Here is a 22,760-nt window from a genome sequence, read left to right on the forward strand (position 1 = left end):
GTATTACCTTGTCGGAGGTTATCCCATTAAATAAAAATTTCAATCAATGAAATTAAATTCAAATATGAATAATGTGGAGTGGCGCTTGATTCAAGCGAGGCTGCGACTTCTTCCTGCTGATTGACTATTATATACGCAACTGGGCTGATTCCGCCTCCTCCCCGAATGCTCTTCGGCATCACAAGGGATGGCGTTAATGCAACACTGCGATTTTCCGGTTATGCTGCCGCGACGTCAACTGCCGTCTCCTGACCATGTCCTCGCAAGTATGCGCGCCATTTAATATTTGTAATCGCCAGACATATGATTTCCGCTTGTCCTCTGCAGCGATGCCGCCACCGCACCGATGACTTCGTTGAGCGCATATAAACGGTCAACGCCAGACAGCATGGCCAGCAGGGTTTTCAATACTGGATGACAAATCAGTGTGCTACAGACGGACTTCAGCAGTGGCACATAGCGGCAAAAATGGATCAGGCCTCCATGGCCCGCTTCAAGGACGATCACCAGCGACCGGCCATCGAGCGCTTCGCCCGACCAGCGCGGGCAAGTGAAATACTCGGCCAGTGTTGGCGAATTGGCACGGTATTCGAGCATCGCCCAGCCCTCTTCCATCCGCCCCTGGCGCAACAGCAAATAAGACATGTTGAAATGCGCCTTCGCATAGGTGGGGTCAACAGCGATGGTGTCGCGGCAACAGCACTCGGCCTCCGTTTCGCGCTTGGTGCCAACGAACAGCACACCGAGGTTGGACCAGGCTCTGGCCAGTTCCACCGCCAGGCGGCACAGCAACTCGGCTTCGCCGAAGCGCCGCATTTTCAACAACAGCAAGCCGAGGTTTTGCAGGATTTTCTGGTTGTCGGGCAGCATTAGCAAAGCGTGACGGTAACAAGCTTCGGCTTCGGCCAGCAAGTCGCTGCGTTCCTTCAAAAAAGCTATGTTGGCCCAGATTTCGGCACTGTCCGGCGCCAGCGTGCGCCTCGAAGAAGGACACTTAAGCAGCGCCATGGTCGCCATCGAATTGGGGGTTACTTAGCGGTAGTTTGTTGAACCACAATTGAACCTGCCTGTCTAAAACATGGGAGGTTTCACATCATGGCCACTCGTCTTTCGTGCCCTCCAGCGCAGGGCCATTGGAAATCCATGCGGCGCAATTTGATCCGCTCTTCAAGACGCTGGCGCAACGACAGGGTTTCCGCACGGATCTGAGCGGGCTGTTGCGGCCGCTGGTGCTGTGCGCATGGACGTTTTGCTGATGGCATGAGACATACCGGGCTGCGGTCAGTGTCAACGCATCCAGGCAAGCGGCTACGCCTGTGCGAAAAAAAAATCGGCACGGGCAAGCACCTAGTTACCTCTTGCTGGCCGCGTGCGCTGCGTGCCGTGAGGGCGTGGCTGGTGCCGGCATATTGGCTGACACGCTGCTGGAACGTGTTCTCCGACACGCCTCCGCCAGCCCGACTTGCCAAACTGCTCAAGACGCTGGCGAGCGGCCAGGGCATTAACCTGTATCTCCGCACTTAACAAACTGCCGTTAGCTGCCGCTGCGCGGCGGTGCTATGCTGGGCGCCTTGCGACAACAGGCGGCCCAGCGATGAGCATTTCCGATACCGATACCGATACCCGGCGGCGTCCGGCCGCGCTGCATGCCGCGCGTGGCGGCGAACTGCTGTCCATGGGCGACGTGGCGGGTGCGCAGGCGTGTTTCCAGCAGGCGCTGGTACTTGACCCCGACAACGTGTTTGCCCTGGCCAACCTGGCCTGGATGCGGGAGCAGGAGGGTGCGCTGGAACAGGCCGTGGCCTTGTACGTGCGCGCACTGGCGCACATGCCGGACGACGCGCATCTGCTGCAAAACCTGGGCGCGCTGCTGCTGCGCATGCGTCGCATGGACGAAGCCGAGCAAATTTTGCGCCGCGTACTGGCGCTGGAGCCTGAACGGTCTTCCGCCTGGTCGAACCTGGGCGTGTTGCAGGCCAGCCTGCAGCGCGAAACACAGGCCGAGCGCTGTTACCGCCGTGCCATGGAACTCGATCCGGCCTACGCGAACGCGCGCTACAACCTCGCCTACTTGCTGCTGCGCCAGGGCCGCCTGGCGGAAGGCTGGCAAATGCTCGAAGCGCGGCCGCAACCGTCCGCGTTTGGCGACTACTTCCACTTCCCGCGCTGGCAGGGAGAGTCGCTGGCCGGCAAGTCGCTGCTGATCTGCCCCGAAGCGGGCATGGGCGATATGCTGCTGCTGTGCCGCTACGTGCCATTGCTGCGCGATTTGGGCGCGGCCAGCGTGTCGCTACTGTGCCATGCGCCGCTCAAGGCGCTGCTGCGGACCGTGCCTGGCATCGACGAGGTGCTGGCCATCGGCGAGGCGGTCGCGCAGGGCGGACGCGATTATTGGGTCGCCCTGCTGAGCATTCCCGGCCTGTGCGGTACGGTCCTGGAAACGATACCGTCGAACGTGCCGTATCTGCACGCGGATGCGCGCGCCGTGGCCGCCTGGGCCGCGCGCTTGCCGCCAGCGCCGCTGCGCGTGGGCCTGGTCTGGAAAGGCAATCCCGCATTTGAAAACGATGGCGAGCGTTCGCTGGCGGCGCTCGACACGCTGGCGCCGCTGGGAGCGGTGGCCGGCGTGCAGTTTGTCAGCTTGCAGAAGGGCGCCGGCGAGGATGATACTTCGGCGTCACTGGCCCTGGTCGGCGGCGGCGCAGCGCTGGGCGACATGGCCGATACGGCGGCGCTGATCGCCAACCTGGACCTGGTGATCAGCGTCGATACGGCCGTGGCGCACCTGGCGGGCGCGTTGGGGACGCCGTGCTGGCTGCTGCTGCCGCACTACCGGCCCGACTGGCGCTGGCTGGCGGGGCGCAGCGATAGTCCCTGGTATCGTGCGATGCGCCTGTTCCACCAGCCTGCGCCAGGCGGTTGGGCACCGCTGATCGCGCAGGTGGCCGAGCAACTGATGCACTGGCGCCAGAAGACGCTCCCTGCCGGGAGTGACTCTTAGTCTTTGGGCTTGGGCTGGAAATCGCGCAGGAACGCCAGCAGCGCGCGCGCCGCGATGTCGGCGTCGTCGGCCGTCATGGTTTCCAGCGGGTTGTGGCTGATGCCGCCATTGCCGCAGCGCGTAAACAGCATGGCCACGTCGGTGATGGCTGCCATGGCCATGGCGTCGTGGCCGGCGCCCGACAGCAGCGCGTATGGTTCGATACCGACCGATTCCACGGCTTGTGCCAGCTGCGCCATCAGCCATGGCGCGCATGGCGCGGCACGCGCCGACAGCAGCAGTTCCAGCTGGTAGTCGATCTGGCGCCGCGCGCAGATGGCGGCGATGCCATCGAGGATGTCGTCGACGGCTGCCTGGCGTACCGCGTCGCTGGCTGCGCGGATATCGAGCGACAGGGTGCAGGCGCCGGCGATCACGTTGACGGAACCGTTGGGCACCTGCAGCTGGCCGACGGTGCCTACCAGCGCTTCGCCCTGGTTGCAACGCTGTTCCACCAGCAGGATGATTTCGGCCGCCGCACTGGCCGCATCCTTGCGCATGTGCATGGGCGTGGTGCCCGCGTGGCTGGCCACGCCGCCAAGATTGACCAGGTAGCGCGAGCTGCCGGCAATCGCCGTGACGATCCCCAGCGGCAAGTCGCGCTCCAGCAGCACGGGGCCCTGTTCGATATGCACTTCCACATAGCCCAGCAAGCTGGCAGTGTCACGCGCGATGGCGCCGATGGCGCTCGCCTCGTGACCTGCGGCGGCCAGCGCGTCGCGCATGCTCACGCCATCCGTGTCGCATTGTTCCAGCAGCGACAAGTCGAACCTGCCCGTGACGGCCGTGCTGCCCAAAAACGTGCTCTTGAAGCGCACGCCTTCCTCTTCGGCGAAGCCGACGATCTCGACGTGGAAGGGCAGCTTTTCGCCCCGTTCGTGCAGGTGGCGCACGACGGCGATCGGCAGCACGATGCCCAGCCGACCATCGTACTTGCCGCCATTGCGCACCGTGTCGTAATGCGATCCCGTCATCAGGGTTTTTGCGCCGGGCGCGTCGGACAGATAGCGGCCGACCACATTGCCGACGGCGTCGATCTGCACCTGCATGCCAGCCTCCCGCATCCAGTCGGCCAGCTGCGCGGCCGTTCTCTGGTGCGCCGGCGTCAGGTAGGCGCAGGTCAGGTTGTAATCGCTGTCGCTCCAGCCGGCCAGCGTTTCAGCGTGCTGCATGATGGCCGGGCCGAAGTCCAGGCGCACGTCGAACAGGTCGTTCAGGCGCAGCTCGGCGATGCGTTTGATCTGCCGCAGCGATTCGGCCAGTTCATCGGCGTGGCGGTTCTTCAGGCGCCGGGCAAAGGTGGCGATGATGTCCTGGCGCGTCAAACCCTCGCCCGTCGGGCCCTTGACGGCCAGGATGAAGGGAAAGCCGAATTTGGCGTTGTACTCGCTGTTGAGGCGCTGCAGGGTGGCAAATTCGTCGGCGCTGCACAGGTTCAGGCCGGACTTGGCCTGTTCGCGTGTCGACTCGGCCGTGAGCTGTCCCGCAATGGCGGCCTTGCCGGCCAGCTCGGGGTGGGCGCGGATGAGTCCCAGTTGTTCTTCGGACGAGGCCAGGGCCAGCACGCGCTGCAACTCCGTCTTGAGCGCCGTCAGGCTGGCAAACGGCCGCGCGGGGGCTGCGCGCTGGGCGATCCAGGGCGAATGTTCGTAGATGCCATGCAGCTGCGCGATAAAATCGGCCTGGCTGCCGGCGTTCAGGTCTGAAAGGGTAGTCATGGTTTTCCGATCATGCAAGCGGTGATGATAGCGCCCCGTTCCTGCATCCATTATATGCGCGTGCTGATAGCGCCTATCGCTGCACCAGCGCCTTGGCCGCCGCGCTGACCTGGTCGCGCAGCCATTTATGCTCGGGCGCCTGGTGCACGCGCTGGTGCCACAGCTGGTAAAAGCGCATCGGCGGGAATTTCAAGGGCACGGTATACGTTTTCAGCGGCAGGGTCTTTTCATAGAAGCGCATGAACTGGCGGCCCGTGGTGAGTACCAGGTCCGTCTGTGTCAGCATGTAGGGGATCAGGCCGAAATACGCCGATTCCACCACCACGTTGCGCTGCAGGTTTTGCCGTTCGAGGAAGGAGTCGATCACGCCGTGGTAGCCCGGCATCATCTGCGACGGCGCCACGTGGGGCAGGCTCAGATAATCGTCGAGGGTCATGGCGTCGCTGGCCGTGCGCCGCGCATAGGCGTTTTCCGCATGCATGGCGCAGACGATGGGATCTTCGAACAGCTTCGAGATATGCAGATGGGCGGGCGGCTCGTCCCAGTTGGCGATGACCAGATCCAGCCCTCCATCGGAGAGTTGGCGAATATGATCGATGCCCGGCCCCAGGCTGTGCAGCACGACGCGGCTTTTCGGCGAACCGCGGCGCAGCTGGGCCACCACATTGGGCAGGAACTGGCTGTCCAGGTAGTCGGGCGCGGCGATATGGAAGGTGCGCGCCTCTTCCTGCGCCACGAACGGCGTCTTCTTGATGAACAGGCTCTCCGTCTGGTCGAGGATGCGCTTGGCCGGATTGAGCAGGCTTTCACCATGCTGGGTGGGCACCATGCCGCGCGCGCCGCGCACCAGCAGCGGGTCGCCCGTGAGTTCGCGCAGCTTGCGCAAGGAGGCGGAAATCGACGGCTGCGGCTGGTTGAGTTTCAGCGCCACGCGCGAGACATTCTTTTCCACCAGCAGCAGGTAGAGGATGCGGATCAGGTGCAGGTCGAGGTGTTGCGGCAGGCTGGACATGTGGCGGCGGCTCTGTTGTATATCGATTTGAATATGTCAAATATACGATATTTTTCATGTGAAGGGCGGTAAATCCGTTTATCTTGTGTAGATTGGCACGAATATGGGTTCGGTCTGACTAGAGGAAATTTATGGAAGTATTTGCCTACCTGATTCCGTACGGCCTGGAGTGGCTGAACCTGATCGTCCGCTGGCTGCACGTCATCACGGGCATCGCCTGGATCGGCGCTTCCTTTTATTTCGTCTGGCTCGACAACTCGATCCGCCCGCCCGCGCCCGGTTCCGAGCTGGCGAAGAAGGGCGTCTCGGGGCAATTGTGGGCCGTGCATGGCGGCGGTTTCTATAACCCGCAAAAATACCTGCTGGCGCCCACCGAACTGCCGAAGGAGCTGCACTGGTTCAAATGGGAAGCGTATTCCACCTGGTTGTCCGGCTTTGCGCTGCTGACGATTGCCTATTACTTCAATGCCCAGGCCATGATGATCGACAAAGCCGTGGCCGATATCTCCAGCGGCCAGGCCGTCGGCATCGGTATCGCTACCCTCGTCATCGGCTGGACCGTGTACGACCTGCTGTGCCGCTCCAAGCTGGCGCAATATGAACTGTGGTTCGGCGTGACGGTGTTTGCGCTGATCGTCGGCGCAGCGTATGTGCTCACGCATTTGCTCAGCGGGCGCGCCGCCTACATCCACGTGGGTGCCATGATCGGCACCATCATGGTGGCCAATGTGCTGATGCTGATCATTCCCGGCCAGCGCAAGATGGTCGAAGCCATGGCAGCCGGCAAGCTGCCCGATCCCAGCCACGGCCTGAAAGCCAAGCAGCGCAGCGTGCATAACAATTATTTTACCTTGCCCGTGCTGTTCATCATGATCAGCAACCACTACGCGATGACCTACCGCAATGATCACTCCTGGCTGGTGCTGGCGCTGATCATGGCGGCCGGCGTGTTCATTCGCCACTTTTTCAACTTGCGCCACAAGGGCCGTGTCGAGTGGCGCTATCCGGCCATTGGCGTGGCCTTGCTGCTGGCCGTGGCCGTGGCCATCGCGCCGAAAGCGCCCGTGGGGGCCGCGCCTGCGGTGGACCCGGCCGCGCAGTTCCAGCGCGCGCATGCCATCATCGCCCAGCGCTGCGCCACCTGCCATTCGGCCCAGCCCACGCAAGCGGGTTTCGCCACGGCGCCGGCCGGCATGATGCTGGATAATGAAACGCAAATCCGCCAGCACGCGGCGCAAATCTACAAGCAGGCCATCGAGCTCAAAGCCATGCCGATCGGGAACCTGACCAATATGACGGAGGCCGAGCGCAGCGAATTGGGCGCCTGGCTGCAACAGACCATGCAAGGAGCAAAATGACTACGCACGCGGAAAAAATCACGGCCTGGATCGACGAGCACTTCGACGAAGAAATCGCCTTTTTACAGAAGGTGGTGCAGCAGCCGACGGATACGCCGCCCGGCAATAACGCGCCACATGCGGAGCTGGTGGCGCAGCTGTTGCAGGCATATGGCTGGCAGGCGGAAAAGCACGCGGTGCCTGCGGACCAGGTCGAGGCCTATGGCATGCAGAGCATCACCAACCTGATCGTGCGCCGCCCGTATGCCGAGGGCGGGCCGACGGTGGCTCTGAACGCGCATGGCGACGTGGTGCCGCCCGGCGACAACTGGACGTATCCGCCGTATGGCGGCCAGATCGACGGCGGCTATATCTACGGCCGTGCGACGGCCGTCTCGAAGGGCGATTTCGCCACCTATGTGTTTGCCGCGCGCGCGCTCGAAGCGCTGGGTATTGCCTTGAAGGGCCAGCTGGAACTGCACTTTACTTATGATGAAGAATTCGGCGGCTTGCTGGGGCCGGGCTGGCTGCTGGAGCAAAATCTGACGAAGCCCGATTTCGTCATCGCCGCCGGTTTCAGCTACGGCATCGTCACGGCGCACAACGCCTGCCTGCAGCTGGAAATCACCGTGCATGGAAAGTCGGGCCACGGCTCCATGCCGGAGACGGGGCATGACGCGCTGCAGGCGGCCAACAAGATCCTCAACGCCATTTATGGCCAGCTGCCGGAGCTGAAAAAGATCAAGTCCAGGGTGGCGGGCATCGATTCGCCCACCATGCTGGTGGGCCGTATCGACGGTGGCACGAATACCAATGTGGTGCCGGGCAAGGTGGTCATGAAGATGGACCGCCGCATGATCCCGGAAGAAGACCCGGTGGCAGTGGAAGCGCAGGTGCGCACGCTGATCGAAGACGCCGTGCGGGGCGAACCTGGCATCCGCATCGAGATCCGCCGCCTGCTGCTGTCGCACGCGCTGCGGCCCTTGCCCGGCTCCGAGCAGCTGGTCGGCAGTCTGCAGAAAAATGCGCAAGCCATCCTTGGCGAGACGATTCCTGCCGTCGGCACGCCCCTGTATGCGGATGCGCGCCTGTATGGCGAACGGGGCATCCCCGCTGTGCTGTATGGCGCCGGTCCGCGCACGGTGCCCGAGTCGAACGCGAAGAAGGCCGATGAGCGCCTGGCGCTCGATGATTTGCGCAAGGCCAGCAAGATCGTCGCCCTGACCCTGCTCGACTTCCTCGGCGAAAAATAGGGCAGGGCGCTTTGGCTTACAATGGGGCAAACACTCACACTGTGAAGATGAGTCCCCATTGATTGAAGAGCCAAATTGAATACCCGTTTTCTCGAAGCGTTTGTCTGGGCTGCGCGGCTGGGCAGCTTCCGCACGGCGGCCGACAAGCTGCACATCACGCAGGCGGCCATTTCCAACCGCATCGCCTCGCTGGAGCAGGATTTCGGCACGCGCTTGTTCGACCGCGACGCGCGTGAAATCCGCCTGACTTTCGCCGGGCGCAACCTGCTCGTGTACGCCGAACGCATGCTGGAACTGTGCCGCGACATGTATGCGGCCAATTCCTCGCCCGCGCAGATCACGGGTGAGGTGCGCATCGGCGTCATCGAAACCATCGTGCATACCTGGCTGATCCCGTTCCTGCAGCGCGTGCAGGAGCGCTATCCGGGCATCGAGATTCAATTGACGTCCGAATCGACGCGCCGCCTGCACGAACAGCTGCAGCAGGGCGAGCTCGATATCGCGCTGCAGACGGACATGCTGACGGGCGACCATATCCGCAGCACGGGCAGCGGCGCCATCGCCATGGGCTGGGCGGGCAGAAAGGCCGACTGGCCAGACACGGGCACGCCGTTCACGGTGGCGCAACTGGCGCAGCACCCGATCATCACCATGAACCGGGGATCGCAGCCGCATTCCGCATTGAAGGCGCTGTGCCAGGACGACGGCGTGCAATTGGGCCGCGTGCACTGCGTCAGCTCGATCTCCGCCATCGTGCGCCTGGTAAAAGCGGGCTTCGGCATCGCCGTGCTGCCGCTGGCGCCCCTGCGCGAGGAAATCGAGCAAGGCAACATCGCCCTGATTCCCTGCGCCAGCGCCCTGGCACCGCAGCGCATCGTCATCAGCTACAGCGAAGACATCACCACGGAGGCGATTCAGCTGGTGGCCATGCTGGCGTGCGAGGAAGCGGCCAGGTTCACCCTGGGGCTCGCGGAGGAGTACGGAGCTTGACGCTGTGTCGTAGGTCGGATTAGCGCCCCGGCGCGTAATCCGACAACATTGTTGGCCCGTCCCCAGTGCGACCCACAAGAAAAACTTATCAGTCGCGTTCAGAATAACCCGTTTGCCAAGTGATGGCGTGCCACCTATTCTGGGTTTGCACCCACTTACAACGCAAACGGAACCATCATGACGACGTCTACTACCACCTTGCCCGGCATCCTGTTTGTCTGGACCAGCGCCGACCCGGAACACGAACTCGATTTCAACCGCTGGTACGACCGCGAGCACGTGGAAGAGCGCGTGCGCATTCCCGGTTTTGTCAGCGGCACGCGCTACCAGAGCGTGCGCGGTCCCCGTAAATACCTGGGCCTGTACCGCACCGACTCGCTGGATGCCTTCCAGACACCAGACTACTTCAAGGCCTTCGGCCAGCAGACGCCATGGTCGGTGACGAATCTGCAGCGCATGCTTGACCCGATGCGCCGCGTCTGTGCCATCGAGGCGGAAACGGGCATGGGCACGGGCGCCTGGCTGGCCGTGCTGCGCCTGGGCGCATCTGCTATCGGCCAGGATGCCGCAGCGGTGGCCGGCATGGCAGCGCTGGGCGCGACATTGCTGCAGATCGACGGCGTGATTGCCACGCGCTTGCTGACGCCCGACGCGAAGCTGTCCGGCCCCCTGCCGGCAGAGCAGAAGGAGGGCCGCGTGCTCGACCCGATCTTCCTGATCGACGCCTCGTCGGAAAGCGCCGCCGTGGCGGCGGCCAATGCCGCCAGCGCGGCGCTGGGGCTCGACGGCGAACAGGCGGCCATCTTGCAGCTGTCCTGGCAGCTGCGCGAGGCGGACCTGCACGCCGCCTGACGCGGGCACGCGCTTCTTGCCGGCACGGATAACACGAGACACGGGCCACGGCGCAGGGCATAGCATCCTGCTCCGGGCCTGCAAAAAAAAACTGACGAGAGAGGTAGGCAATGACTACACACACCACCGCGCAAGGTAGTACGCACATCAGTGCGCACGCGGACGCACCGGGCAAAAAATCCAAGACGGGCCGCCTGGCCACTGCCAGCATGGTCGGCACGACCCTGGAATGGTATGACTTCACCGTCTACAACACCATGGCCGCGCTGATCTTCAACCATCTGTTCTTCCCTTCATTCGATCCGCTGACGGGTACCATCCTGGCCTTTTCCACATATGCGGTCGGTTATATCTCGCGTCCCATCGGTGGCGTGATCTTCGGCCACCTGGGCGACAAGCTGGGACGCCGCTGGGTGCTGGTGGTCACCCTGATGCTGATGGGCGTGACGACGGGCCTGATGGGCCTCTTGCCCACGTATGCCACGGCCGGCATCTGGAGCCCGATCCTGCTGGTGGCGCTGCGCTTCGTGCAGGGCATCGCACTGGGTGGCGAATGGGCGGGCGCCGTGCTGATTTCCGTCGAACACGGGGCAGCGGACAAGCGCGGCCGCAACGCCTCGTGGACGCAGGTGGGACCTTCGTTCGGCACCCTGCTGGCGACGGGCTGCATCGGCCTGATCACCTATCTGCTGCCGCATGAAGCGTTCATGGACTGGGGCTGGCGCATGCCATTCATCGCCAGCCTGCTGCTGGTGGCCTTCGGCATGTGGATACGCAGCGGCATCGAGGAAACCCCGTTGTTCAAGGAACTCGACCAGCAGGACGCCAAGGCCGAAGCGCCAATCGGCGACGTGCTGCGCATCTACTGGCGCCGTCTGTTGATCGCCGGCGGCGTGCGCATCGGCTCGGACGTGCTGTATGCGCTGGTGGTGGTGTTCACCCTGACCTATGTGACCACCGTGCTGCACCTGTCGTCGACCCTGGCGCTCACCGCCATCATGATCGGCACGGCTTGCAATGCGCTGTCGGTGCCTCTGTTTGGCGCCTTGTCGGACAAGATTGGCCGTCGCCCCGTGTATGCGCTGGGCGCCATCCTGGGCCTGGTGTGGGCGTTTGCCTTCTTCACCTTGCTCGATACGGCCAGCCCGGCCGCCATCGTCACGGCCGTCGTCGTGGGCCTGTTCATCCACGCCATCATGTACGGCCCGCAGGCGGCTTTCGTCATCGAGCAATTCCCCACCAAGGTGCGCTATGCGGGTTCCTCGCTGGCCTACACCCTGGCCGGCGTGATCGGCGGCGGCTTCGCGCCCCTCGTCATCGCCAGCTTGTACCGCTCGTACAACAGCACCATGGCCGTCTCGCTGTATGTGGCGGCAGCTTTGCTGATCACCGGCGCCGCCGTTTTCGCGGCCAGAGAAACGGGCCGCGGCCCTCTTGAGGAATAACATCATGACGACATTGAGTTTTCAACTGGCAGGCCACGGCCCCGTTACCTTCGACATCGATAACCTCATTATCGCCGGCTGGACGGGCCGCGACGTGGCGATGGTCGAACACCATATCGCCGAACTGGAAGCCATCGGCGTGGCGCGCCCGAAAAGCGTGCCGACGTTTTACCGCGTGGCGGCGGCGCTGCTGTCGAGCGATGCCGCCATCGAAGTGCCGGGCGTGGATTCGTCCGGCGAGGCCGAGTTCGTGCTGTTTTCCACCGAATATGGATTGCTGGTGGGGATAGGTTCCGATCACACGGACCGCAAGGTGGAAAGCTATGGCGTGACGGTGTCCAAGCAGATGTGCGGCAAGCCCGTGGGCGATACCCTGTGGCGCTATGCCGACGTGGCCGGCCATTGGGATCAGTTGCAGATGCGTTCCTGGCGTGAACGCGCAGGCGTACCTGCCCTGTACCAGGACGGCCCCGTGACCCGCATGCTGTCGCCGGAAGATCTGATCCTGCGCTACACGGGGCAAGTGAGCCTGCCCGTGGGCAGCGCCATGTTCTGCGGCACGCAACCGATCATCGGCGAGATGGGCCATGGCGACGCGTTCGCGCTGGAGTTGTATGATCCAGCCTTGCAGCGCTGCCTGCAGCACCGCTATGCCGTGCAAACCCTGCCCGTGGAAGGATAAGAGAATGACCCAGTTGACCAAGACCATCCGCGAACTGGCCGCCGACCTGGCCGCCGGCCGCATCACCAGCGTGGCACTGACACAGCAGATGCTGGCGCGCGCCGAGGCGCACCGGGCGCAAGGCGGCCATGCCTATGTCAGCCTCGATGGCGAACAGGCGCAGATGGAAGCGCGGGCCAGCGATGCGGCGCGCGCCGCGGGCATCGTTGCCTCGCCGCTGGCCGGCGTGCCTATTTCCATCAAGGACCTGTTCGACGTCAGGGGGCAGGTCAGCAGCGCCGCCTCGCTGGCGCTGGCCGACGCGCCGCCCGCCGATGCCGATGCGCTTGCCGTGGCGCGCTTGCGCGCGGCCGGCGCCGTCCTGCTGGGCCGCACCAACATGAGCGAATTCGCATTCTCCGGCCTGGGCTTGAATCCCCATTACGGCACGCCGCGCAATCCGCACGACGACGCGCGCGTGGCGGGCGGTTCCACCTCGGGCGGCGCCGTCACGGTGGCCTTGGCGATGGCAGCCGGCGCGCTGGGCACGGACACGGGCGGCTCGATCCGCATTCCGTCCGCCTTTTGCGGCCTGACCGGCTTCAAGCCGACGGCGGCTTCCGTGTCGCTGGCGGGCATGCTGCCGCTGTCGCGCTCCCTCGATTCGGCCGGCCCTATCGCGCACAGTGTCGATTGCTGCGCCATTTTGTACGCAGCGTTGTCGGGCCATGACATCGGCGCGCAGGCACGAGCATTGAAAGGCTTGCGCTTCGGCTTTACCCTTGACTACGTCGGTACGCACGTGGAGCCGCAGGTGCAGCAGGCTTTCGATGCCACGCTGGACAAATTGCGCGCGGCCGGCGCGCTGGTGGAACAGTTCGATTTCCCGGAATTGCTGGAGCTGCCGACGATCAATGGCGGCGGCGGTCTGGTGGCGGCGGAAGCCTGGCACTGGCACAAGGTGTTACTTGAAGAGAAGGGCGCGCAATACGACCAGCGCGTGGCGGCGCGCATCCGCCGCGGCCAGCAGCAAGGCGCAGCGGACTACATCGACTTGCTCGATGCGCGCGCGCGCCTGATCGCCATCGCGAAGCAGCGTCTGGCGCCATTCGACGCCTGGCTGATGCCCAGCGTGGCGGTTCTGGCGCCGCAGGTCGCGCCGCTGGAAGCCGATGACGCCACCTTCTTTGCCACGAATGGTCTGGTGCTGCGCAACGCCAGCGTGATCAACTTCCTCGATGGCTGCGCGCTGTCGCTGCCTTGCCACGCCGATGGCGAACTGCCCGTGGGCCTGGGCATTTGCGGTCTGGCTGGCCAGGATGCGCGGATGCTGCAGATTGGCCGGGCCGTGGAGGCGCTGTTGCGGGGGAGTGGAAAAGAATAGTGCCGTAGTGCAGGAAAATGCCAACTCTGTCATGATGGCTGGCATTGACATGAGATAGTCGCGCTTCGGGCGCCGGCAAACTTCAACTGTGCACCGATACGACCTGATTAGCTGTCATGACTGCGGCGTGCTGTACCGCAAACGTCCGCTGCGTCCACGCGAAAAGGCGCGCTGCATCCGTTGCCGCTCGGTGCTGTATCGCGGCGCGCACGCGCGGGGCGCATCGGCCGAATTGAGCAAGGTGGTGGCGCTGACCCTGGGCGCCGCCTTCGTCTTCCTGATCGCCCAGTTTTTCCCCATCGTCGAACTCGACGTCAATGGCCTGACCTCCAGCGCCACCTTGCTCGGCTCCATCCGCGTGCTGTGGTCCGAGCAGATGCACATCGTGGCGACGATGGTCTTCCTGTTTACCATCCTCTTTCCCGCCATCGAACTCGCTTCCCTGCTGTATGTGGCGCTGGGCCTGCGCGGCGGCGTCAAGGTGCCGGGCTTTAACCGCGTGCTGCGCGCCGTGCAGACGGCGCGCGAGTGGGGCATGACGGAAGTGCTGATGATCGGCATCCTGATCACCGTCGTCAAGATGACCAGCCTGGCCACGGTGCTGCCGCAACCGGGGCTGTTCGCGTTTGGCGCGCTGACCCTGATGCTGGCCATCGTCGTCTCGTTCGACCCCAAGGCCCTGTGGAACCTGGGCGACGACCTGACCCGTCAAGCGCTGCCCGGCATCCGCTACAAGGCCTTCGCGCCGGGCGCGAAGATCGTGCCCTGCCACGCCTGTGGCCTGGTGGCGCCGCCGCTGGGCAAGGGCAAGCACTTGGCGTGCGTGCGCTGCGGCACGGCCCTGCACGTACGCAAACCGGACAGCATCAACCGCACCTGGGCCTTGCTGATCGCCGCCATGATCCTCTACATTCCCGCCAACCTGCTGCCCGTGATGGTGACGTATTCCCTGTTTGGCGCACAAAACGACACCATCATGAGCGGCGTGGTGCTGTTCTGGACCAGCGGCTCGAAAGGCCTGGCCATCATCATTTTCATCGCCAGCGTGGTCGTGCCGATGTTGAAACTGGGCGTGCTGGCGCTGCTGGCATTCACGGCGCAGCGGCGTTCGCGCTGGCGGCCGCGCCAGCGCACCATCTTGTACCGCATGGTCGAATTCATCGGCCGCTGGTCCATGCTCGATATCTTTGTCGTCACCCTGACGGTGGCGCTGGTGCGCTTCAAGTCGCTGGCCGTGATCACGGCCGGACCCGGCGCGCTGGCCTTCGGCGCCGTGGTGGTGCTGACCATGCTGGCCGCAATGCAGTTCGACCCGCGCCTGATCTGGGACCCCGTCGACGGGCAGGTACCTGGCGAGGAAGAACCCGTGATGGTGGCAAATACCGGAAACAATACAGTGATTGGAGAACAGCATGTCTGACAAAGAAGCAGGCGACCTTGCCGAAACGGGTGGCCAGGGCGTCCCCCCGTTGCCGGAACCCGATGTGGAACAGGGCAGCCGCTGGCTGCCGTCGCTGGTATGGCTCATTCCACTGCTGGCCGCGCTGATCGGCGCCGGCCTGGCCGCCAAGTCCATCCTCGACCAGGGCCCCACGGTAACGGTCAGCTTCAAGAGCGCCGAAGGGCTGGAGCCGGGCAAGACCAAGGTCAAGTACAAGGACGTCGACATCGGCCAGGTGCGCGCCATTACCCTCGGCGAGGACTTGAGCAAGGTGCTGGTGACGATCGACATGAGCAAGGAAGCGCGGCGCTTCGCCACCGCCGATTCGCGCTTCTGGGTGGTGCGCCCGCAGATCGGTGCCAGCGGCGTGACGGGGCTGGGCACCTTGCTGTCGGGCGCCTACATCGGCGTCGACACGGGCAAGTCGGAAGCCAAAAAGGAGAACTTCGTCGGCATGGAAAATCCGCCCGCCGTGGCGGGCGACCAGAAGGGCAAGTTGTACACCCTGCATGCGGACAGCCTCGGCTCCGTCGACGTGGGCTCGCCCCTGTTCTTCCACCGCCTGCGCGTGGGCAAGGTGGTCAGCTTCGCGCTGGACAAGGATGGCAATGGCATCACCATGTCGGTCTTCGTGAACGCCCCATACGACCAGTTCGTCGGCAAGAATGCGCGCTGGTGGCATGCCAGCGGCGTCGACGTGCGCCTCGATTCGAGCGGCTTCAAATTGAATACGCAGTCGCTGGCGGCCATGCTGGTAGGCGGCATCGCCTTCGAGGCGGAAAACGGCCGCAAGCCCGAGGAGCCGGCGCCGGCCAATACCAATTTCCGTCTGGCTGCCGACGAGGCCAGCGCCATGCGCGAACCCGATGGCGAGGCGATCACCACCGTATTCTATTTCGACCAGTCCCTGCGCGGCTTGCAGCCTGGCGCCACGGTGGACTTCCGCGGCATCGTGCTGGGCGAGGTGCGCTCCGTGGGCATCGAGTTCGATCCCGTGAAGAAGAACTTCCGCATGCCCGTCACCGTCAATCTGTATCCGGCCCGCCTGGGCATGCGTTTCAAGACGGCCGTCGACGATGCGGAAGGCTCGGCCGGCCACCAGCTGCTTGAACGCATGGTCAGCCGTGGCTTGCGCGCCCAGCTGCGCACGGGCAACCTGCTCACCAGCCAGCTGTACATCGCGCTGGACTTCTTCCCGAAAGCGCCGAAGGTGGCGCTGGACTTGAACAGGTATCCGCTGGAAGTGCCCACCGTACCGAATACCCTCGACGAACTGCAGACGCAGATCGCCAGCATCGCCCGCAAGCTCGATCAGGTGCCATACGCGGAGATCGGCAGCAACCTGAACGCCACCATCAAGCAGGCCAATACCCTGTTCAAGCAGCTCGATGGCCAGGTGGTGCCGGAAATGCGCGATACCCTGACGGCGGCGAAACAGACCTTCGGCACGGCCGAACAGGTGCTGCAAAAGGATTCGCCGCTGCAGTCGGACGTGCGCCAGGCCTTGCAGCAACTGACGCAAACCCTGCAATCGCTCAATGCCCTGTCGGATTACCTGGAGCGTCACCCCGAGTCCCTGATCCGCGGTAAAAAAGGAGATGAAAAAAAATGATGAAACCGATTTTTTCCGCGCTGCTGGCTGGCAGCCTGCTGGGTGCCTGCTCCACGCCCCAGCCCGAGCATTTCTATACGCTCAGCGGCGGCGCCGACGCGCAGCCGGCCAAACCCGTCAAATACTATGTCGAGGTGCTGGCCGTCAGCGTGCCGCAGCAGGTGAGCCGTAACCAGTTCGTTGTGACGGCACCGTCGGGACGCATCGAATTGCTGGAGCAGCAGCGCTGGGCGGGGCCGCTGGCCGGCGAGATCGGCCAGGCCCTGTCCACGGCCGTGACGAACGACCTGGGCGCCATCGATGTGTTCCGCACGCCGCATCCCGACAACCTGCCCGTGTACCGCATCAGCACCAATGTGCAGCGTTTCGAGTCCGTGATGGGGCAGTATGCGCTGATCGATGCCGTGTGGAGCGTGCGCCAGCTGGCCAGCAGCAAAGTGGTTACTTGCCGCACGATCGCCAATGAAAAGGTGGGCGCGGGCTACGATGAACTGGTGCTCGGCCACCGCCGCGCCGTGCACCGCATCGCCGCTGATGCGGCCAGCGTGGTGCGTGCTTTTGACAACGGTAACGCCGCCTGCCCGGCCGCCTGAGCGGCATTGCGCTACCCAGTCCCGGCGGCCGCTGGTAAAATGCGGCCATGGGAATGACCTTGTTCACGCGCCGCTTTGCCGCCTGGATCGCCTGTTTCGCGATCCTGCTGGCGGCGTTCGCGCCATCGATTTCCCAGGCCGTCGCCAACGCCAAGCAGGAGTCCGGTTCCGGCTGGGCGGAAATCTGCTCGGTGGCTGGCATCCGTTTCGTCCAGCTTGTCCAGGGCGATGACGGCGCCACCGATGAAAAATCCGGTGGCAAGGCCATGCAGATGGAGCGTTGCGCCTTCTGTTCCACGCATGCGGGTTCCGTCGGCCTGCCGCCCACCAGCCCCGTGCTGCCGCTGCCCGTTGCCAGCGGCACGGCGATTTTCCCGGCGCTGTACTACCAGTCCCCATCCCCGCTGTTCATCTGGTCCACCGCGCAGTCGCGCGCGCCGCCCGCCCTCGTTTAAGTTTTTGCATTTTTAGTGCTGGCGCTGTCCACCTTACGGTGTGACGCGCCGCATCCGCACACTTAAACGAGAATCACATGCACAAGAAATTATTGGTACTGGCCGTGGCCATCACCCTGGCCTACCCCTGCGCGCGGGCGCAGCAACTTGACCAAACCGACCACGCCATCGACACCGTCGTCGTTTCCGGTTCGCGCGCGCAATCATGGCTGTCCGAGACGCCGCAGGCCATCGGCGTCGTCAATGCCAAAACCCTGGAACGCGACAAGCCCAAGACCATGGGCGATATCCTCAACCGCATCGCCGGCGTGTACTGGAATGACCTGGGCAACGAGCAGCACAGCATGAGCATCCGCCAGCCCATCGGCACGAATGCCGTCTATCAGTACCTGGAAGACGGCATCCCCATCCGTCCGCTGGGCGTTTTCAACCATAATTCGCTCAATGAAATGAACATGGCGGGGGCCAGCGGCGTGGAAGTGGTGAAGGGCGCTGCTTCCTCGCTGTACGGCAGCAATGCCGTGGGCGGCGCCGTCAATTTCCTGACGGCCGGCGCCAGCGCCACGCCGACGGCCAAGGTGGGCGTGCGGCGCGATAACGTGGGTGGATTCACCCGCTACGACACCTCCGCCAGCGATACCTGGGGTCCGCTGGGATTGCGCTTTTCTCATTACAGTTCGCGCCGTTCGCGCGACAACTGGCAAGAGTACAGCTATGGCGACAAAGATTCGTTCTCGCTGCGCGCCGACTATGCGCTCAGCCCCACGTCGCAGCTGCGCGCCACCATCGTCCACACGGATCTCGATGCGGCCATGACGGGCAGCCTGTTCGAGAATGACTACCGCGCCAATCCTGGCAAGAGCCTGAACACGTTTACCTACCGCAAGGACAAGACCACGCGCATGAATCTGGCCTGGGAGGGCGAGACGACGGCCAATGGCACCAGCACCGTCACCGTGTTTACGCGCAAGAATGACCATGGGCAGATTCCCGCGTATTCCATCGGCAGCTGCGCAGGCATGCTGTGCAAGGGCGTCATCAACAACAACCACGTCGATTCGCTGGGGCTGGACGTGAAACACCAGCAGGAATTCGCGTGGCTGCGTTCGCGCCTGGTCGCCGGTGTCTACGTGGACAAGAGCGACAATCCCTTTGTCAGCGATAATCTGTCCATCGTGCGCGATGCGGCCACGGGCCGCTACCTGCGCTATACGCTGGCCAATGCCAGCAATCCGCAGGGCGTGCGCGACTACCAGACGGACATTCTGAACACGGCCGTCTTCGCGCAGTGGGAATTTTCACCGCTGGCCGGCACGCGCGTGGTGCTGGGCGGCCGTTCTGACGCCATCCGCTACGATTACCACAACAAGCTGGCACCCGGCGGCAGCGTCAATTACGGCGCGCCCGACGAGTCGCGCAGCTTTTCGCATGTGAGCCCGAAGCTGGGCGCGACCTACGCCATCGGCCAGGCGGGCAGCGCGTATGCGAACGTCAGCCAGGGCTTTACCCCGCCCGAGGTCAGCCAGCTGTATGGCAAGACGGGCATCGCCGACTTGCAGCCGTCCGTCTACAACAACTATGAACTGGGCTTGCGCTGGGCCTTTTTGCAGGGCCGCTTGAAACTCGACACGGCCCTGTACCGGCTCGACGGGCGCGACACCATCGTCAGCTACACGCTCTCGCCGGGCAACAGCGAAAACCGCAATGCGGGACGCACGCGCAGCGAAGGCCTGGAGCTGGGCCTGAACTACGACAGCGGCCCGTTCGACGCGCGCTTCGCCACGGCCATCGCACGCCACCGCTACCTGCGTTACCAGGTCTCAGCCAGCCTCGATTACAGCGGCCGCACCATGCCGCAGGCGCCGCGCGACATCACCTCGATCGAGATCGGCTACAAGCCCATGGCCGGCGCGCGTATCGCGCTCGAAGCCGTGCACCAGGGCCGCTACTGGATGAACAACGCCAATACGGTGGAGTACAAGGGCCATGCACTGCTGAACCTGCGTGCCAGCTACCAGATCGCGCGCGGGCTGGAAGCGTGGGCGCAGGTGCGTAACCTGATGGATAAACGCTATGCCGATTCGGCCAGCAGCAGTTATTCGGGTGTGGGCAGTTACGCGGCCAATACGCAGAACCAGTACACGCCCGGTGCGCCGCGCAGCGTGATGCTGGGCCTGGGCTATACCTTCAACGCACTGTGAGGATGGCCATGGACGATCACACCTTTCTTATCGCACGGCGCAAAAGCCTGTACTGGCGCATCCACTTCTGGGCCGCGCTGATCGCCTCGCCGTTTGCGCTGGTGGCTACCCTGACGGGCATTTTGTATGTGTTCACGCCGCAGATCGAGGCAAGGCTGTACCAGCACCTCGACCATGTGGCGCCGCAGGCGTCCATGCTGCCGCTGGACGCCGCCGTGGCGGCAGCCGAACGGGCGGCGCCGCTTGGCTGGGCGGTGCAGCACGTGGTGCCACCGTTTCAACCGGACGACGCGGTGCAGGTGGCGTTCGCACCGCCCGGCGGCGCGCAGGATGAACATGCAGGCCATGGCGGACATGCCGCGCCGGCCACGCCCCCCAAGCCGAAATTCGGCCTGCCCGCGCAAGCCATCATCGTGTATGTGAATCCGTATGATGCGCGCGTGCTGGGCAGTCTGGCGGGTGCGGAGCGTTTCGGCAACTGGGCCAAGAAGCTGCATTCGCGCCTGCTGCAAAACGATGGCTGGCGCTGGATGATCGAGCTGGCCGCCAGCTGGCTGATGGTGATGCTGGTGACGGGCGTGGTGCTGTGGTGGCCACGCGGCGCGCAATCGGGCTTGCCGAAGCGGGGCGCGCGGGGCCGCAATGGCTGGCGCCAGTGGCATGCCTTCCTGGGCGTGGCGCTCGGCATCGTCAGCATCGTGATCCTGACGACAGGGCTGACGTGGAGCCAGCAGGCGGGCGGGCGCATCCGCGCGCTGCGCGATGCCAGCGGCCAGGCGCCGCCGCCTGTGCCGCGCGGCCTGCATTCGCGCGAGGAGGGCGCTCCGCTCGACTGGCAGGATGCGTGGCAGGTGGCGCGCAGCCATGCACCCGCCATCGCCGTGCAACTGACGGCGCCGGCCAGCCAGGACGATGTGTGGCGCGCCACCATGGCCGACCGCAGCCAGCCCACCTTGCGCTTCGACCTGCAATTCGATGCCTACAGCGGCAAGCCTTTGTACTATGCAGGGTGGCAGGCGCAGACGGCGTTCGGCAAGGCCACTGCCATCGGCATTCCATTTCATCGCGGCGAATTCGGCTGGTGGAACCAGGCCTTGTTGCTGCTGTTCGGCGCCAGCGTGCTGTTCTCGCTGGTGTCGGGCTGGGTGATGTTTTTCAAGCGCCGCCCGCCAGGCTCGCTGGGCTTGCCGCGGCTGCTGCCGGGCGCCTGGACCTCGCCATCCGCGCTGGCCTGGCTGGTGGCGGCCGGCATGTGCGCGTTGATGCCGCTGCTGCTCATTTCCGGCTGTATGCTGATGCTGCTGGAGCTGCTGCTGGCGAAATGGGGTGCGCGTATCGGCAGGATGCGACTGCGCTAGAATAAGGGGCGCGGCCAGGCTCGTTGCCATGGGCCGCACCCTTGTACTGGTTGACGCATGTTATTCATCGACTTTCCCGCCTTGTCCGCACTGGCCGCCACGTCGGCCCTGGTGACAAAAAAATGCAGCTGCTGCGCCGTCCCGCTGGACGCCTGGCAACGCTTGCCCACTTCGCTGGAGCTGGATCGGTTTGAAGAAATCGGTACCCTGCGCGAAGACCCGTACGAGGAACCGACGTTTGCAGAATACCACCCGCATGGCACGCGCTACGACAGCGCGGACGCGCCCATCGCGCCGCGCTACTATCCCGCGAACCTGAGCCAGGTGGCGCGCTGCCTGAATTGCGGCCGCCACTACCTGCGCTACAACGAGGCGGGCGGCTATTTCACGGAGCTGCGCATCCGCGCGCTGCACCCGGCATTGCTGGCCGACGCCGCTCTCTAGCTGCTACAGGCTTTCCTTGACGTGTGCAATGCCGAGTTCATCGTAGATCGAATACACGGCGGCGAGGAGGTTGTCCAGTTCCGGCGAGCGGTCCATATGCCGCATGCTGAATAAAATGGGCGAGAACGCATGCTTGTCGTCCAGCTTGCGGTACACGACGTTCCGGTGATGCATCGCCTGCACGCTTTCGGGCACGATGGAAATGCCCTGGCCGGCCGCCACCAGTCCCATGGAAATCTGCAGTTCGCGCACTTCCGTGACGGGGCCGGGTGTGACATTGCCTTCGCTGAACATGGCCAGCACCTGGTCGGCAAAGCTGGGGCGGGGCTCTTTCGGATACACGAGCAGGGTTTCGTGGATCAGGTCAGTCAGGCGCAAGCCGCCTTCCCCCTTGGCCAGCCGGTGACCGGGCGGCAGGGCCACCACCAGCCGTTCCTCACGCAGCAGGATGCGGCGGATGCTGGGATCTTCGCTTTTCAATCGTCCGAAGCCCACGTCGATGCGGCCTTCCTTCAGGGCCTTGAGCTGCTGCACCGTCGTCATTTCATGCAGGGTCACGTCGACCTCGGGATGGCGTTCGCAAAAACGGTGCACGATGTCGGGCAATTCGCCATACAGGGTCGAGGCGACAAAGCCGATCGACAGGGTGCGTTCCAGCTTGCCCACGCGCTGCGTCATCGCCTTCAGGTCGCGCACCTGGTCGAGCAGGGGCCGCGCATGGGCGAGGAAAAACTCGCCCGCTTCCGTCAGCCGCAAGGGCCGTGACCCTTTTTCGATCAGCGCCACGCCGAGGATTTCTTCCAGTTGCTGCATCTGCCGGCTGAGCGGCGGCTGCGCGATATGCAGGCGCGCGGCGGCCCGCGTGAAGTTCCTTTCCTCTGCGACCGCAACGAAGTAGCGCAAGTGCCGTAATTCCATCTTCATACCTTTCAGGTATAGGTTTGATACCAACTCGGTGTTGGAC

General features: G+C 64.1%; 19 protein-coding genes. 15 read left to right on the plus strand and 4 right to left on the minus strand.

Annotated features, from left to right (window positions below):
• Positions 1 to 279 precede the first annotated feature (279 nt).
• Entirely contained in the window at positions 280 to 1,008 is a 729-nt protein-coding gene (locus tag ACP7EG_RS26730) for a hypothetical protein (protein ID WP_426090097.1), read from the minus strand.
• 586 nt (positions 1,009 to 1,594) lie between these two features.
• Here ACP7EG_RS26730 and ACP7EG_RS26735 point away from each other — a divergent pair.
• Positions 1,595 to 3,001 (plus strand): tetratricopeptide repeat protein, encoded by a 1,407-nt coding sequence (locus tag ACP7EG_RS26735; protein WP_426090098.1) that lies wholly within the window; start codon positions 1,595 to 1,597, stop codon positions 2,999 to 3,001.
• Here the strand turns inward: ACP7EG_RS26735 and ACP7EG_RS26740 are convergent.
• Both ACP7EG_RS26740 and ACP7EG_RS26745 read right to left on the minus strand, forming a co-directional pair.
• Positions 2,998 to 4,758 carry an allantoate amidohydrolase gene (locus ACP7EG_RS26740; RefSeq protein WP_426090099.1) on the minus strand — a complete coding sequence of 587 codons (1,761 nt, stop codon included), beginning with the start codon at positions 4,756 to 4,758 and terminating at the stop codon, positions 2,998 to 3,000. The genes ACP7EG_RS26735 and ACP7EG_RS26740 overlap by 4 nt on opposite strands.
• Positions 4,759 to 4,831: 73 nt before the next feature.
• Positions 4,832 to 5,770, minus strand: coding sequence for a LysR substrate-binding domain-containing protein (locus tag ACP7EG_RS26745; protein ID WP_071079255.1), 939 nt, complete (start codon positions 5,768 to 5,770; stop codon positions 4,832 to 4,834).
• A 131-nt stretch (positions 5,771 to 5,901) separates the two neighbouring features.
• On the opposite strand from ACP7EG_RS26745, the gene ACP7EG_RS26750 reads away from it, so the two are divergent.
• The 14 genes from ACP7EG_RS26750 (at position 5,902) to ACP7EG_RS26815 (ending at position 21,796) form a co-directional block, all read left to right on the plus strand.
• Positions 5,902 to 7,128: a urate hydroxylase PuuD gene (locus ACP7EG_RS26750; RefSeq protein WP_426090100.1), complete on the plus strand. Its 1,227-nt coding sequence runs from the start codon at positions 5,902 to 5,904 to the stop codon at positions 7,126 to 7,128.
• The gene (locus ACP7EG_RS26755; protein ID WP_426090101.1) at positions 7,125 to 8,360 is read left to right on the plus strand and encodes a M20/M25/M40 family metallo-hydrolase; all 1,236 of its coding nucleotides are present in this window, start codon (positions 7,125 to 7,127) and stop codon (positions 8,358 to 8,360) included. Before ACP7EG_RS26750 ends, ACP7EG_RS26755 begins: the two co-directional genes overlap by 4 nt.
• 75 nt (positions 8,361 to 8,435) lie before the next feature.
• Complete coding sequence (locus ACP7EG_RS26760) at positions 8,436 to 9,350, plus strand: LysR family transcriptional regulator (protein ID WP_426090102.1); 915 nt, start codon at positions 8,436 to 8,438, stop codon at positions 9,348 to 9,350.
• Between the two features lie 177 nt (positions 9,351 to 9,527).
• Entirely contained in the window at positions 9,528 to 10,202 is a 675-nt protein-coding gene (locus ACP7EG_RS26765) for a hypothetical protein (protein ID WP_426090103.1), read from the plus strand.
• Positions 10,203 to 10,312: 110 nt separating this feature from the next.
• On the plus strand, positions 10,313 to 11,647 hold the full coding sequence (locus tag ACP7EG_RS26770) for an MFS transporter (protein ID WP_426090104.1): 1,335 nt from the start codon (positions 10,313 to 10,315) through the stop codon (positions 11,645 to 11,647).
• A 4-nt stretch (positions 11,648 to 11,651) separates the two neighbouring features.
• Complete coding sequence (locus tag ACP7EG_RS26775; RefSeq protein ID WP_426090105.1) at positions 11,652 to 12,329, plus strand: DUF2848 domain-containing protein; 678 nt, start codon at positions 11,652 to 11,654, stop codon at positions 12,327 to 12,329.
• Between the two features lie 4 nt (positions 12,330 to 12,333).
• A complete protein-coding gene (locus tag ACP7EG_RS26780) occupies positions 12,334 to 13,692 on the plus strand; it encodes an amidase (RefSeq protein ID WP_426090106.1) in 1,359 nt (452 codons plus the stop codon).
• 127 nt (positions 13,693 to 13,819) lie between these two features.
• A complete protein-coding gene (locus tag ACP7EG_RS26785; protein ID WP_426090107.1) occupies positions 13,820 to 15,112 on the plus strand; it encodes a paraquat-inducible protein A in 1,293 nt (430 codons plus the stop codon).
• Positions 15,105 to 16,745, plus strand: a complete 1,641-nt coding sequence (locus ACP7EG_RS26790) for an intermembrane transport protein PqiB (protein ID WP_426090108.1) — start codon at positions 15,105 to 15,107, stop codon at positions 16,743 to 16,745. The genes ACP7EG_RS26785 and ACP7EG_RS26790 overlap by 8 nt, the downstream gene beginning before the upstream one ends.
• Positions 16,742 to 17,338, plus strand: a complete 597-nt coding sequence (locus ACP7EG_RS26795) for a PqiC family protein (RefSeq protein ID WP_426090109.1) — start codon at positions 16,742 to 16,744, stop codon at positions 17,336 to 17,338. The genes ACP7EG_RS26790 and ACP7EG_RS26795 overlap by 4 nt, the downstream gene beginning before the upstream one ends.
• Before the next feature lie 47 nt (positions 17,339 to 17,385).
• Entirely contained in the window at positions 17,386 to 17,793 is a 408-nt protein-coding gene (locus tag ACP7EG_RS26800) for a DUF2946 domain-containing protein (protein ID WP_426090110.1), read from the plus strand.
• 77 nt (positions 17,794 to 17,870) lie between these two features.
• Entirely contained in the window at positions 17,871 to 19,994 is a 2,124-nt protein-coding gene (locus ACP7EG_RS26805) for a TonB-dependent receptor family protein (RefSeq protein WP_426090111.1), read from the plus strand.
• 8 nt (positions 19,995 to 20,002) lie between these two features.
• On the plus strand, positions 20,003 to 21,352 hold the full coding sequence (locus tag ACP7EG_RS26810; protein WP_426090112.1) for a PepSY-associated TM helix domain-containing protein: 1,350 nt from the start codon (positions 20,003 to 20,005) through the stop codon (positions 21,350 to 21,352).
• A gap of 57 nt (positions 21,353 to 21,409) precedes the next feature.
• Positions 21,410 to 21,796 (plus strand): hypothetical protein, encoded by a 387-nt coding sequence (locus ACP7EG_RS26815; protein ID WP_426090113.1) that lies wholly within the window; start codon positions 21,410 to 21,412, stop codon positions 21,794 to 21,796.
• Between the two features lie 3 nt (positions 21,797 to 21,799).
• On the opposite strand, the gene ACP7EG_RS26820 is transcribed toward ACP7EG_RS26815, so the two are convergent.
• The gene (locus ACP7EG_RS26820) at positions 21,800 to 22,714 is read right to left on the minus strand and encodes a LysR family transcriptional regulator (protein WP_426090114.1); all 915 of its coding nucleotides are present in this window, start codon (positions 22,712 to 22,714) and stop codon (positions 21,800 to 21,802) included.
• Positions 22,715 to 22,760 lie beyond the last annotated feature (46 nt).

It is taken from the genome of Janthinobacterium sp. PSPC1-1 (assembly GCF_049897625.1).
Taxonomy (GTDB): Bacteria; Pseudomonadota; Gammaproteobacteria; order Burkholderiales; family Burkholderiaceae_D; genus Janthinobacterium; species Janthinobacterium tructae.

Excerpts from the sequence above, each read along its gene's own strand:
- ACP7EG_RS26730 (WP_426090097.1), bottom strand. The coding sequence starts at position 1,008 with ATGGCGCTGCTTAAGTGTCCTTCTTCGAGGCGCACGCTGGCGCCGGAC.
- ACP7EG_RS26735 (WP_426090098.1), top strand. The coding sequence starts at position 1,595 with ATGAGCATTTCCGATACCGATACCGATACCCGGCGGCGTCCGGCCGCG.
- ACP7EG_RS26740 (WP_426090099.1), bottom strand. The coding sequence starts at position 4,758 with ATGACTACCCTTTCAGACCTGAACGCCGGCAGCCAGGCCGATTTTATC.
- ACP7EG_RS26745 (WP_071079255.1), bottom strand. The coding sequence starts at position 5,770 with ATGTCCAGCCTGCCGCAACACCTCGACCTGCACCTGATCCGCATCCTC.
- ACP7EG_RS26750 (WP_426090100.1), top strand. The coding sequence starts at position 5,902 with ATGGAAGTATTTGCCTACCTGATTCCGTACGGCCTGGAGTGGCTGAAC.
- ACP7EG_RS26755 (WP_426090101.1), top strand. The coding sequence starts at position 7,125 with ATGACTACGCACGCGGAAAAAATCACGGCCTGGATCGACGAGCACTTC.
- ACP7EG_RS26765 (WP_426090103.1), top strand. The coding sequence starts at position 9,528 with ATGACGACGTCTACTACCACCTTGCCCGGCATCCTGTTTGTCTGGACC.
- ACP7EG_RS26770 (WP_426090104.1), top strand. The coding sequence starts at position 10,313 with ATGACTACACACACCACCGCGCAAGGTAGTACGCACATCAGTGCGCAC.
- ACP7EG_RS26775 (WP_426090105.1), top strand. The coding sequence starts at position 11,652 with ATGACGACATTGAGTTTTCAACTGGCAGGCCACGGCCCCGTTACCTTC.
- ACP7EG_RS26780 (WP_426090106.1), top strand. The coding sequence starts at position 12,334 with ATGACCCAGTTGACCAAGACCATCCGCGAACTGGCCGCCGACCTGGCC.
- ACP7EG_RS26790 (WP_426090108.1), top strand. The coding sequence starts at position 15,105 with ATGTCTGACAAAGAAGCAGGCGACCTTGCCGAAACGGGTGGCCAGGGC.
- ACP7EG_RS26795 (WP_426090109.1), top strand. The coding sequence starts at position 16,742 with ATGATGAAACCGATTTTTTCCGCGCTGCTGGCTGGCAGCCTGCTGGGT.
- ACP7EG_RS26800 (WP_426090110.1), top strand. The coding sequence starts at position 17,386 with ATGGGAATGACCTTGTTCACGCGCCGCTTTGCCGCCTGGATCGCCTGT.
- ACP7EG_RS26805 (WP_426090111.1), top strand. The coding sequence starts at position 17,871 with ATGCACAAGAAATTATTGGTACTGGCCGTGGCCATCACCCTGGCCTAC.
- ACP7EG_RS26810 (WP_426090112.1), top strand. The coding sequence starts at position 20,003 with ATGGACGATCACACCTTTCTTATCGCACGGCGCAAAAGCCTGTACTGG.
- ACP7EG_RS26815 (WP_426090113.1), top strand. The coding sequence starts at position 21,410 with ATGTTATTCATCGACTTTCCCGCCTTGTCCGCACTGGCCGCCACGTCG.
- ACP7EG_RS26820 (WP_426090114.1), bottom strand. The coding sequence starts at position 22,714 with ATGGAATTACGGCACTTGCGCTACTTCGTTGCGGTCGCAGAGGAAAGG.